The organism is Streptomyces shenzhenensis, assembly GCF_021462265.1.
GTDB classification, from domain to species: domain Bacteria; phylum Actinomycetota; class Actinomycetes; order Streptomycetales; family Streptomycetaceae; genus Streptomyces; species Streptomyces shenzhenensis.
The window spans coordinates 36955-49193 of record NZ_JAJONF010000059.1 but is presented as its reverse complement, the minus strand read 5'-3'; the positions used below and the strand labels follow the sequence as shown (position 1 = coordinate 49193).

The 12239-nt window shown below is 70.4% G+C and carries 11 protein-coding genes; all 11 read right to left on the bottom strand.

All coding sequences use genetic code 11. The features are described from left to right. Positions 1-753, bottom strand: a 753-nt coding sequence (locus LQ326_RS42115) for a phosphoglucose isomerase-related protein (RefSeq protein WP_491074094.1), incomplete at its 3' end; no start/stop codon positions are given. Positions 754-824: 71 nt separating this feature from the next. Continuing rightward, positions 825-2075, bottom strand: a complete 1251-nt coding sequence (locus tag LQ326_RS42110) for an MFS transporter (protein ID WP_372497100.1) — start codon at positions 2073-2075, stop codon at positions 825-827. Between the two features lie 138 nt (positions 2076-2213). Continuing rightward, the gene (locus tag LQ326_RS42105; RefSeq protein ID WP_003976875.1) at positions 2214-2549 is read right to left on the bottom strand and encodes an RNA polymerase-binding protein RbpA; all 336 of its coding nucleotides are present in this window, start codon (positions 2547-2549) and stop codon (positions 2214-2216) included. Between the two features lie 208 nt (positions 2550-2757). Then, the gene (secG, locus tag LQ326_RS42100; protein WP_181806326.1) at positions 2758-2994 is read right to left on the bottom strand and encodes a preprotein translocase subunit SecG; all 237 of its coding nucleotides are present in this window, start codon (positions 2992-2994) and stop codon (positions 2758-2760) included. 125 nt (positions 2995-3119) lie between these two features. Next, positions 3120-3875, bottom strand: coding sequence for a triose-phosphate isomerase (gene tpiA, locus LQ326_RS42095; protein WP_234544372.1), 756 nt, complete (start codon positions 3873-3875; stop codon positions 3120-3122). 41 nt (positions 3876-3916) lie between these two features. Next, positions 3917-5128 carry a phosphoglycerate kinase gene (locus LQ326_RS42090; protein WP_234544369.1) on the bottom strand — a complete coding sequence of 404 codons (1212 nt, stop codon included), beginning with the start codon at positions 5126-5128 and terminating at the stop codon, positions 3917-3919. Between the two features lie 151 nt (positions 5129-5279). Then, positions 5280-6290, bottom strand: coding sequence for a type I glyceraldehyde-3-phosphate dehydrogenase (gap, locus tag LQ326_RS42085; protein WP_181806329.1), 1011 nt, complete (start codon positions 6288-6290; stop codon positions 5280-5282). 577 nt (positions 6291-6867) lie between these two features. Next, positions 6868-7857, bottom strand: coding sequence for a DNA-binding protein WhiA (gene whiA, locus LQ326_RS42080; RefSeq protein WP_030347991.1), 990 nt, complete (start codon positions 7855-7857; stop codon positions 6868-6870). Next, positions 7848-8915, bottom strand: coding sequence for a gluconeogenesis factor YvcK family protein (locus tag LQ326_RS42075; RefSeq protein ID WP_234544368.1), 1068 nt, complete (start codon positions 8913-8915; stop codon positions 7848-7850). The genes whiA and LQ326_RS42075 overlap by 10 nt, the downstream gene beginning before the upstream one ends. Further along, positions 8912-9958, bottom strand: a complete 1047-nt coding sequence (gene rapZ, locus LQ326_RS42070) for an RNase adapter RapZ (RefSeq protein ID WP_234544367.1) — start codon at positions 9956-9958, stop codon at positions 8912-8914. Before rapZ ends, LQ326_RS42075 begins: the two co-directional genes overlap by 4 nt. Next, positions 9955-12108, bottom strand: coding sequence for an excinuclease ABC subunit UvrC (gene uvrC, locus LQ326_RS42065; protein WP_234544366.1), 2154 nt, complete (start codon positions 12106-12108; stop codon positions 9955-9957). Before uvrC ends, rapZ begins: the two co-directional genes overlap by 4 nt. Between the last annotated feature and the right edge of the window lie 131 nt (positions 12109-12239).

Genomic DNA, 12239 nt, shown 5'->3' with positions numbered 1-12239 from the left:
GGAGTTCGTGGAGAGGGCCACGAAGTGCTTGGCGACCGCTTCCTGACCGGCCTTCAGCTCGGTGAGGAGCCAGTTGCGGGCGGAAGTGGCGTTGGTGATCGTCTCGATCGTGGTGAACGTCTTGGAGGCGATGATGAACAGCGTCTCCGCCGGGTCCAGGTCGCGGGTGGCCTCGTGCAGGTCGGCGCCGTCGACGTTGGAGACGAAGCGGACCGTCAGGTCGCGGTCGGTGAAGCCGCGCAGCACCTCGTAGGCCATCGCCGGGCCGAGGTCGGAGCCGCCGATGCCGATGTTGACGACGTTCTTGATGCGCTTGCCGGTGTGGCCGGTCCAGGCGCCGGAGCGGACCCGCTCGGCGAAGTCGCTCATCTTGTCCAGGACGGCGTGCACCTGGGGCACCACGTTCTCGCCGTCGACCTCGACCACCGCGTCACGCGGGGCACGCAGGGCGGTGTGCAGCACCGCGCGGTTCTCGGTGACGTTGATCTTCTCGCCGCGGAACATGGCGTCCCGCAGCCCGAACACGTCGGTGGCGGCGGCCAGTTCCCGCAGCAGCCGCAGTGTCTCGTCGTTGACCAGGTGCTTCGAGTAGTCGATGTGGAGGTCGCCGACCTGGAGGGTGTGGCCCGTGCCGCGCTCCGGGTCGGCGTCGAACAGGTCCCGCAGACGGGTGTCGGCGAGCTCCTCCCGGTGCTTGGCGAGCGCGGTCCACTCGGGCGTCTGGTTGAGCCTGGTACGGCCGTCTGCGTTCATTCCGACTTCAGCCTTCTTCCTTGCACCTGTCCTGTTGCGTGCCTGTGCCGCCGCCGTTCCAACCTAGTTGATCAGCTCGGGGCACGGCCTGCCGTCGCGCTCTCCTGCGGCGCAACAACAGGTACGTCAGGCTTGCGCACCGGTATCAACGAGGTGACGGCCAGACCGAAGAGAGCGGCGGCCAGCAGCGCGGGGCCGTTCAGACCGTAGGCTCCCGCGACGACTCCGCCGAGCAGCGCGCCGAGCGGCGCGCCGGATGTGGAGGAGGTGCGGAAGGCGGCGGCGATCCGGCCGGTCATCGACTCGGGCGCGTGTTGCTGCATCAACGTGACCTGGTTGACGTTCCACACCATGTTCATCGCACCGAGCAGCAGCATGCCGGCGACGAGGGCGCCGAGGTGCCGGACGGTGCCCATGAGCAGCAGGGCCGACGTCTGGACCGTCCCGGCGACCAGCAGGGCCCGGATCCGGCCGGTACGGCGGGCGACGCGCTGGGCGAGGAAGCCGCCGGTGATGCTGCCGGCCGAGTACGCGGTCATCGCCGCCGCGTAGCCCGCGGTGCCCGCGTGCAGCCAGCGCGTCACATGCAGGACCAGGGTGGCGATCAGGGCGCCCATGCCGATGTTGCACAGCAGGGTGGCGACGCAGACGGTCCGCAGGGCGCGGTCCTGCCACAGGGCGCGCAGGCCCTCGCCGATCTCCCTGCGCAGGGTGCTGCCGGCCGGGCGTGGCGCCCGCTTCGGGGGCCGTGTCCGCAGGGAGGCGACCAGGGCGGCGGCCGCCAGGTAGGTGCTCGCGTCGGCCGCGAAGGGCATGAACGCGCCGGCCGCCAGGAGCAGCGGCACGAGCGGGGCCCCGAGCAGTCCTCCGGCGATCTGCTGGCCGGTCATCAGCCGGGCGTTGGCTCCGCCCAGGGCGTGCCGGTCCACCAGGGAGGGCAGCAGCGCGGTGGAGGCGTTGTCGAAGAGCGTCTGCAGGGTGGTGAGCGCGAAGGCGAGCAGGAGGAGCAGCGGGATGGAGGCGTGGCCGAGGGCCACGGCGAGCGCGAAGGCGGCGACGAGCAGCCCTCGTACCGTGTCCACGGCCCACATCGCGCGCCGCTGGTCCACCCGGTCCGCGACGGCACCGCCGAGCAGCCCGAACAGCAGCCACGGCACATAGCCGCAGGCGGTCACCGAGGCGATGGCGAGCGGGTCGCCGGTCAGGCGCGCGGCCAGCAGGGGCAGCGCGGACGTCCGTAACGCGTCCCCGAACCGGGAGACCACGGCGGCCGTCCACAGCCGCCCGAAGCCCCCGCGCCACGCGGGCGCCCCCTCGCTCACCGTCACCGCCGCCCCTCACGATTCGCCGATGCACAAACCGTAGAGGGCACCACTGACAGTGGGCCGGACGCGGACCCGGACCCAGCCGCGAAGACAGCTCCGGCCAGGCGCCCTCGGGCACCCGGCCGGCCTCAACTTCTAGATCTCGCCCCGCAGTTTGGCGAGCGCCTCGGCGAGGATCGCCTCGCCGTCCGCGTCGCTGCGCCGCTCCCGTACGTACGCGAGGTGCGTCTTGTACGGCTCGGTGCGCGGCGGGTCCGGCGGGTTGTCCCGGTCCTGACCGGCCGGGAAGCCGCAGCGCGGGCAGTCCCAGGTCTCGGGCACCTGCGCGTCGCTGGCGAAGCTCGGCTGCGTCTCGTGCCCGTTGGAGCACCAGAAGGAGATGCGCAGACGCGGCGCGGACTCGCCGCGCTCGGCCTCGCCCATCGGCCCCGCCCCGACCCGGCTACCTCGGATCGCGTTGCCACTTGCCACGGTCGTAACTCCCTGCGTGATGGTGCCGCGAAGCGAGTCGGCGTGTCGCTTCGTTGCGAGCGCCTCAGTCTACGTAAGGCCCAACGCGCGTCCAGTGGTGGGAGTTACCGCCCCCGCACCTAGACGCAAGCCCCATGATAGGCCGCGCTCAGGTGCGCGTACCGAACATGGGGCCTTACGTACAGATTGTGCGTGTGTGCGTCGCGGATCAGCTGCTTGTCTTCATCAGGATCCCGAGGACGATGATGCACGCGAGCCAGAGCAGACCGATCACCAGGGTGATCCGGTCCAGGTTCCGCTCGGCGACCGAGGAGCCGCCGACGGAGGACTGCATACCGCCACCGAACATGTCGGAGAGGCCGCCGCCCTTGCCCTTGTGCATCAGCACCAGCAGCATCAGCAGCAGGCTGAAGACGATCAGGGCGATCGAGAACCCCAAAACCACGGCTGGACCAACTCTCTCGGATTCGGATGAACGACTTCGGATGAACGAGGGGGACAAAGCGGCAAGCCGCCTTGTCCCCGCAAGGGTACGACGGATCGCCCCCTGGGCCTACTCGCTCGGCCCGATCACTGATCGCGGAAGCGCACGATCTTGACGAATTCGTCCGCGTCCAGCGAGGCACCGCCGACCAGGGCACCGTCGATGTCGGCCTGCGCCATGATCTCGGCGACGTTGCCGGCCTTGACGGAGCCGCCGTACTGGATGCGCACCTGGTCGGCCAGCTCCTGGCTGTACAGCTCGGCGAGCTTGGCCCGGATCGCGGCGCAGACCTCCTGCGCGTCCGCGGCGCCGCAGACCTTGCCGGTACCGATGGCCCAGACGGGCTCGTAGGCGATCACGACCGACTCGGCCTGCTCGGCCGGGACGTCCTTGAGACCGCCTTCGACCTGGACGAGGGTGTGGGCGACGTGGTTGCCCGCCTCGCGGACGTCCAGTTCCTCGCCGACGCACAGGATCGGGGTCAGACCGTGCTTGTAGGCGGCCTTGACCTTGGCGTTCACGATGTCGTCGGTCTCGGCGTGGTACTGGCGGCGCTCGGAGTGGCCGATGACCACGTAGGTGCACTTCAGCTTGGCCAGCATGGGTCCGGAGATCTCGCCGGTGTAGGCGCCGGAGTCGTGGGCCGAGAGGTCCTGGGCGCCGTACTTGATCTTGAGCTTGTCGCCGTCGACCAGGGTCTGCACCGAACGCAGGTCGGTGAAGGGCGGCAGGACGGCGACCTCGACGGCCTCGTAGTCCTTGTCGGCCAGGGCGAAGGCGAGCTTCTGGACGTGGGCGATGGCCTCAAGGTGGTTGAGGTTCATCTTCCAGTTGCCCGCCATGATCGGCGTGCGCCCGGAAGAAACAGATGCGGCCATGTGGGTCAGTCCTCCAGTGCGGCGAGGCCGGGGAGCGTCTTGCCCTCGAGGTATTCGAGGGAGGCGCCGCCACCGGTCGAGATGTGTCCGAACGCGTTCTCGTCGAAGCCGAGGATGCGCACGGCGGCTGCGGAGTCCCCGCCGCCGACGACGGTGAAGCCCTTGGACTCGACGAGAGCCTGGGCGACCGCCCTGGTGCCCGCGGCGTAGTCGGGGTGCTCGAAGACGCCCATGGGACCGTTCCAGAAGACGGTGGCGGCGTCGGCGAGCTTCGAGGCGTACAGCTTGGCGGTCTCCGGGCCGATGTCCAGCCCCATCTGGCCGGCCGGCATGGCGTCGGCGGGGACCGTGGCGGGGTTGCCGGGGGTCTTGGCCGACAGGTCCGGGAACTCGGGGGCGACCAGGGTGTCGACGGGCAGCACGAGCTCGACGCCGGTCTTCTCGGCGCGCTCGATGTACTCGGTGACCGCGGCGAGCTGGTCCTCCTGGAGGAGGGAGCTGCCGACCTCGTAACCCTTGGCCTTGAGGAAGGTGTACACCATGCCGCCGCCGATCAGGATGCGGTCGGCCTTGCCGAGCAGCTGGTCGATCACGGCGAGCTTGTCGGAGACCTTGGCGCCGCCGAGCACGACGACGTAGGGCCGCTGGACGTCGTCGGTGAGCTTCCTCAGGACGCCGACCTCGGTGGCGATCAGGTAGCCGGCGTAGTGCGGCAGCCGGGCCGGGAGGTCGTAGACGGAGGCGTGCTTGCGATGCACCGCGCCGAAGCCGTCACCGACGTAGACGTCGGCGAGGGCGGCGAGCCGGTCGGCGAACTCGCCGCGCTCGGTGTCGTCCTTGGAGGTCTCGCCGGCGTTGAAACGCAGGTTCTCGATGACCGCGACCTGGCCGGGCTGCAGGCCGTTCACCGCGTCGTGGGCGGCGGGGCCGACGGTGTCCTGGGCGAACGCGACCGGGGCACCGAGCAGTTCACCGAGCCGCTCGGCGGCCTGGAGCAGGGAGAACTTCGGGTCCGGGGCGCCCTTGGGGCGGCCCAGGTGGGAGGCGACGACCACCTTGGCGCCCGCGTCGGCGAGGGCCTTGACGGTGGGCAGGACGGCACGGATGCGGCCGTCGTCGGTGATGAGACCGTCGGCCATCGGCACGTTGAGGTCGGCGCGGACGAAGACCCGCTTGCCGTCGACCCCTTCGGCGAGGAGTTCGTCGATCGTCTTCATGGTTGGGGACTCCTACAGGAGGGCTCTTGATCGTACGAGGACTGATCGAACCGTATGTCGTCGGGTCGATCCTTACGCGCGTCAGGGCCCGGGCGGCGCGACCGTGCGCTGCCCGAGCCCTGCTACCGCATCGAGATGCCTGTTCGGCCGATCAGAGCTGTTCGCCGACGAAGACCGTGAGGTCGACGAGGCGGTTGGAGTAGCCCCACTCGTTGTCGTACCAGCCGAGGACCTTCACCGTGTTGCCCTCCTGGACCATGGTCAGGGAGGAGTCGAAGGTGCAGGAGGCCGGGTCGCTGACGATGTCCGAGGAGACGATCTCGTCCTCGGTGTAGGCCAGGTAGCCCTTCAGGTCGCCGTCCTCGGAGGCCTTCTTGAACGCGGCGTTGACCTCGTCCTTGGTGACTTCGCGCTGCAGCGTCACGACCAGGTCGGTGGCGGAGCCGGTCGGGACCGGGACACGCATGGCGATACCGTCCAGCTTGCCCTTGAGCTGCGGCAGAACCAGCGCGGTGGCCTTCGCGGCACCCGTGGTGGTCGGGATGATGTTCTCGGCGGCGGCACGCGCGCGACGCAGGTCCTTGTGCGGGAAGTCCAGGATGCGCTGGTCGTTGGTGTACGCGTGCACCGTCGTCATCAGGCCCTTGACGATGCCGAAGTTCTCGTCGAGGACCTTCGCCATCGGGGCCACACAGTTGGTGGTGCAGGAGGCGTTGGAGATGACGTGATGGTTCGCCGGGTCGTACTTGTCCTGGTTGACGCCCATCACGATGGTGATGTCCTCGTCCTTGGCCGGAGCCGAGATGAGGACCTTCTTGGCGCCGCCTGCGATGTGCTTCTCGGCGTCCGCCTTCTTCGTGAAGATGCCGGTCGACTCGATGACGATGTCGACGCCCAGCTCGCCCCACGGGATGTCGGCGGGGTTGCGCTCGGACAGCACCTTGATGGTGTGGCCGTCGACGGTGATCGTGTCGGCGGTGTGCGACACCTCGGCCTTGAGGCGGCCGAGGATCGTGTCGTACTTCAGCAGGTGCGCGGTGGTCGCGGTGTCACCCAGGTCATTGACAGCCACGATCTCGATGTCAGCGCCCTGCTCCAGCAGCGCGCGGAAGTAGTTGCGACCGATACGACCGAAGCCGTTGATGCCTACGCGGATCGTCACGAACCGATCTCCTCGTTGGTACGCCGGCCATGCGGTGCCGGCGAGCTGTATTTGGGATGTCCCCGACCACCCACGACCCTACCTCCCTGGGGCCCCCTTGGCGGCATCCAGATGCCCCATACACGGCGAGGCGGTCCGTACCCGCCAGTAGGCGTACGGACCGTCCCTGATCGAGAGTGATATCGCTGGTTTTTGTCATGGAATGCCGACCCGTTCTCGCCGAGCTTTCACTCGTTCGTGAGCGGGTCGGCTCACTTGTCGCGTGCGGTCGGCGTCAGTTGTCGAGTGCTGTCAACGCCTCCTTCACCAGAGCCGCCCGATCGGCCGCGGAAGTGACCGGTTCCAGGCCGAAACCGAGCAGCACGGTGCGGTCGGCGGTGATCGCCGCGTAGGTCTTGAAGAGGGCTCCGGACCTCCCTCGGTCTCGGTGGCCGTCCCGCCGGGCACCAGCACGGCGTCGCCGACGAGGACGCCGTCCCCGCCGGTGCTCGGGGCGGTGAGCGGGCGCCCTCCGGAGACGCGAACGCCGGTGCCGGCGGCCCGTACGGGCCGCCGGCACCGGCGGAGTGACGCCGCCTCAGCCGACGAGGTTGTCGGCCAGTTCCTCGGAGAGGTTGGCCTCGGTGCCCGGGATACCCAGATCGGACGCACGCTTGTCGGCCATCGCGAGGAGCCGGCGGATCCGGCCGGCGACCGCGTCCTTGGTGAGCGGCGGGTCGGCAAGCGCGCCCAGTTCCTCCAGGGAGGCCTGCTTGTGCTCCATGCGCAGCCGGCCGGCCGCCGCGAGGTGCTCGGGCACCTCGTCGCCGAGGATCTCCAGGGCACGCTGGACCCTGGCGCCGGCCGCGACGGCCGCGCGGGCGGAGCGGCGCAGGTTGGCGTCGTCGAAGTTGGCCAGGCGGTTCGCCGTGGCGCGGACCTCACGGCGCATCCGGCGCTCCTCCCAGGCCAGCACCGACTCGTGCGCGCCGAGGCGGGTCAGCAGGGCGCCGATCGCGTCACCGTCACGGACGACCACCCGGTCCACCCCGCGCACCTCACGGGCCTTCGCGGCGATGGACAGCCGGCGGGCGGCGCCGACCAGCGCGAGCGCGGCCTCCGGGCCCGGGCAGGTCACCTCGAGGGAGGAGGAGCGGCCGGGTTCGGTCAGCGAGCCGTGCGCCAGGAAGGCGCCGCGCCAGGCCGCCTCGGCGTCGCAGGTGGCCCCGGAGACGACCTGCGGGGGCAGGCCCCGGATCGGTCTGCCCCGGCCGTCCACCAGACCGGTCTGGCGGGCCAGCTGGTCGCCGCCCGCCACCACGCGCACGACGTACCGGGAGCCGCGGCGCAGCCCGCCGGGGGCCATCACGATCAGCTCCGAGCTGTGACCGAAGATCTCCAGGATGTCCCGCTTCAGGCGCCGCGCCGCCATCGCGGTGTCCAGCTCCGCCTCGATCACGATGCGCCCGCTCACCAGGTGAAGGCCGCCCGCGAACCGCAGAATGGCGGAGACCTCCGCCTTCCGGCAGCAGGTCCGGGTGACGGGTAGCCGGGAGATCTCGTCCTTCACCGCTGCCGTCATCGCCATGGGCCGATCCTTCCATGCATCCGAAAAATACGGTCGTACGCGGCGGCCAACAGCTCCGGGTCGTGCCGGGGTGAACCGTCGGTCCGGGCCACGGGGCTCAGCTCGACCGCGGCTCCCAGCCGCTTGGCGGCCTCGGTGAGCGAGTCGCGGTCGGGCACGGCGGCCTCGTCGGCCAGCACCACGTCCAGGGCGAGTTTAGGGGCGTGTCGCCCCAAAACCTCCAAATGACGCTGCGGTGAGAAGCCTTCGGTTTCTCCCGGCTGCGGTGCCAGGTTCAGGGACAGGACCTTGCGGGCCTTGGTCTCGGTGAGCGCGTCGAACAGTTCGGGGACGAGCAGGTGCGGAATCACCGACGAGAACCAGGATCCGGGGCCGAGCACCACCCAGTCCGCGTCCAGGACGGCCGCCACCGCCTCCGGCACGGCCGGCGGGTCGTGCGGGACCAGGTGCACGGACTGCACCTCACCGGGCGTGAGCGCCACGGTGGCCTGCCCCCGGACGATGTCCACCTCCTCGGGCCGCTCCGGATCGTGCCCCTTGACCAGGGCCTGCAGCTCCAGCGGCACCGCCGACATGGGCAGCACGCGCCCGTGCGCGCCGAGCAGCTTGCCGACCAGGTCCAGGGCCTGGACGTGGTCGCCGAGCTGCTCCCACAGGGCGACGATCAGCAGATTGCCGACGGCGTGCTCGTGCAGGTCGCCCTTGGACTGGAAGCGGTGCTGGATGACCCGGGCCCAGGTCTGGCCCCAGTCGTCGTCACCGCACAGGGCGGCGAGGGCCTTGCGCAGATCACCCGGGGGGAGCGCGCCCAGCTCGTCGCGCAGGCGCCCGCTGGAACCGCCGTCGTCGGCCACGGTGACGACGGCGGTGAGATCGCCGGTGATCCGGCGCAGGGCGGCGAGCGAGGCGGACAGCCCCATGCCACCGCCCAGCGCGACCACCTTGGGCTGGGCACCACGGCGGCGCGGCCGGGCGCCGCGGGCCTCGACGGGACGGCCCGCGCGGGACTCGGGCACCATCCGGCGCAGCCTGCTCAGCCTTGGGGTGCGCTCGGTCACTCGCGCCCCATGTCCCGGTGCACGACCACGGTCTCCACTCCCTCGGCGGCCAGCCGGGCGGCGAGCTTCTCGGACACGGCGACCGAGCGGTGCTTGCCGCCCGTGCAGCCGATGGCGATCGTCACGTAGCGCTTGCCCTCCCGCCGGTACCCGGTCGCGATCAGCCGCAGCAGCTCGGCGTAGCGGTCGAGGAACTCCTTGGCGCCGGGCTGGTTGAAGACGTACGCCGACACCTCCTCGTTGAGGCCGGTGTACGGGCGCAGCTCCGGCACCCAGTGCGGGTTGGGCAGGAACCGCATGTCGGCAACCAGGTCGGCGTCGACCGGCAGGCCGTACTTGAAGCCGAACGACATCACCGTGGCCCGCAGCTCGGGCTCCTCCTCGCCGGCGAACTGGGCGTCCATCTTGGCGCGCAGCTCGTGCACGTTGAGGCTGGAGGTGTCGATCACCAGGTCGGCGTCGCCGCGCAGCTCGCGCAGCAACTCCCGCTCGGCGACGATGCCGTCCACGATCCGGCCGTCGCCCTGCAGCGGGTGCGGGCGGCGCACCGACTCGAAGCGGCGGACCAGGGCGTCGTCGGAGGACTCCAGGAAGACGATCCTGCGCGTGACGCCCCGGCTGTCGAGGTCGGCGAGGGACTCGCGCAGGTTGTCGAAGAAGCGCCGGCCGCGCACGTCGACCACGACCGCGATCCGCGCCACGTTGCCCTGGGAGCGGGCGCCCAGCTCCACCATGGTGGGAATGAGGGCCGGCGGGAGGTTGTCCACGACGAACCAGCCGAGGTCCTCCAGGCACTTCGCCGCTGTCGAACGGCCGGCTCCCGACATGCCGGAGATGATCACCAGTTCGGGGATGGCCGCTTCGGGCACCCCGGGCGCAGTGGCGTCCGTACTCACTTCCGCTCCGTCGTCCTGGACCGCTTCGGCTTCCGCCTGCCGCGGCTGATCCTGGCGCGCCTCGCTGTGCGTTTCCTCGGGCCCGCCCTGCGTTTCGCTGAACGCCGGATCTCGCTGTGCTGTGGGCTGTGCGTCGCGCTCGGTCATCTCTCCTGCCCCCGTCGATCGTCCGGGGCGCCCGCGGGTACGGGCTCCCCCGAGGCGTCCGCCGTCGTCTCGGGCGCCTCGTCTTCCCTGTCATCCATGATCTCTCCAGTGGCCGTGTTCACGGCGGGTGCGGCCGGGGCCGCCTGGGCGAGGGCCACGGCGATGGTCTCGGCCGTCTTGCGGCCTATCCCAGGCACTTCCTGGATCTGCTCGATTGTGGCGGACCGCAGCTTCTTCACCGAGCCGAAATGCTTGATCAACGCCTGCTTGCGGGTCTCGCCCAGGCCCGGTACGTCGTCCAGGGGGCTGGAACGGAAGCGCTTGGCCCGCTTGGCGCGCTGGTAGGTGATGGCGAAGCGGTGCGCCTCGTCACGGATGCGCTGGAGCAGGTAGAGCCCCTCGCTGGTGCGGGGCAGGACCACCGGGTCGTCGTCCTCGGGCAGCCAGACCTCTTCGAGGCGCTTGGCGAGGCCGCAGACGGCGATGTCGTCGATCCCCAGCTCGTCGAGCGCCCGCTTCGCGGCGGCGACCTGCGGCCGGCCACCGTCGACCACCACGAGCTGGGGCGGGTAGGCGAACTTCTTGGGGCGGCCGTCATCGTCCTTGAAACCGTTGACCGAGGCTGCGTCGGGGTCGGTTTCGGAGGTGGCGGCGGAATCGGGAGCGGAGCTGGGGCTGGGGCTGGGGCTGGAAGTGCCGGAGTCCATGAGGACGTCGTCGGCGCTGTCCTCCACCCACTCGCCGGTCCGCTCCTTGTCGGCGAGGTAGCGGCGGAACCGGCGGGTGATCACCTCGTGCATCGAGCGCACGTCGTCCTGACCGGCGAAGCCCTTGATCTGGAAGCGGCGGTACTCGCTCTTGCGCTGCAGGCCGTCCTCGAAGACGACCATGGAGGCCACCACGTCGTCGCCCTGGAGGTGCGAGATGTCGTAGCACTCGATGCGCAGCGGGGCGCTGTCCAGGTCCAGGGCGTCGGCGATCTCCTCCAGCGCGCGCGAGCGGGTGGTGAGGTCGGAGGCGCGCTTGGTCTTGTGCAGCGCCAGCGCCTGCTGGGCATTGCGCTGCACGGTCTCCATCAGGGCCTTCTTGTCGCCGCGCTGCGGGATGCGCAGCGAGACATTCGCCCCGCGACGGCCGGTGAGCCACTCCTGGACCGGCTCGACCGGCTCGGGCAGGGCCGGGACCAGCACCTCCTTCGGGACCGCGTCCCCGGTCTCCTCGCCGTAGAGCTGCTGGAGGGCGTGCTCGACGAGAGCCCCGGTGGTGACGTCCTCCACCTTGTCCGTCACCCAGCCGCGCTGCCCGCGCACCCGTCCGCCGCGCACGTGGAAGATCTGCACGGCCGCCTCCAGCTCGTCCTCCGCGACGGCGATGAGGTCGGCGTCGGTCGCGTCGGCGAGCACGACCGCGTTCTTCTCCATGGCCTTCTTCAGGGCCCCGATGTCGTCGCGCAGCCGGGCGGCCCGCTCGTACTCCATCTCCTCGGCCGCCTCCATCATCTGCTTCTCCAGACGGCGGAGGTAGGTGCCGGTGCGGCCGGCCATGAAGTCGCAGAACTCCTCGGCCAGTTCGCCGTGCTCCTCCGGGGAGATCCGGCCGACGCAGGGGGCCGAGCACTTGCCGATGTAGCCGAGCAGGCAGGGGCGGCCGGTGCGGGCCGCGTTCTTGAACACCCCGGCGGAGCAGGTGCGCACCGGGAACACACGCAGCAGCAGGTCGACGGTGTCCCGGATCGCCCACGCGTGGCCGTACGGCCCGAAGTAGCGCACGCCCTTCTTCTTGTGACCGCGCATCACCTGGACCCGCGGGAACTCCTCGTTCATCGTCACCGCGAGGTACGGGTAGCTCTTGTCGTCGCGGTACTTCACATTGAAGCGGGGGTCGTACTCCTTGATCCAGGAGTACTCCAGCTGGAGCGCCTCGACCTCCGTGGACACCACGGTCCACTCCACGGACGCCGCGGTGGTGACCATCGTCCGGGTGCGGGGGTGCAGGCTCGCCAGGTCCTGGAAGTAGTTCGCCAGGCGCTGGCGCAGGCTCTTCGCCTTTCCGACGTAGATCACCCGACGGTGCTCGTCACGGAACCGGTACACCCCGGGGGAGTCCGGGATCTGTCCCGGCTTGGGGCGGTAGCTGGAGGGATCGGCCATGTCTCACACCCTACTGGCGAGCACCGACACCGCGACGAGCCTGTGGACAACCGTCGGCGGGACGGGCGGCAGGGCGGGTGCCCCAGGGGGCGGGACCGACAGAAGGGAGCGGCCTCGGCCTGTCTCCTTTC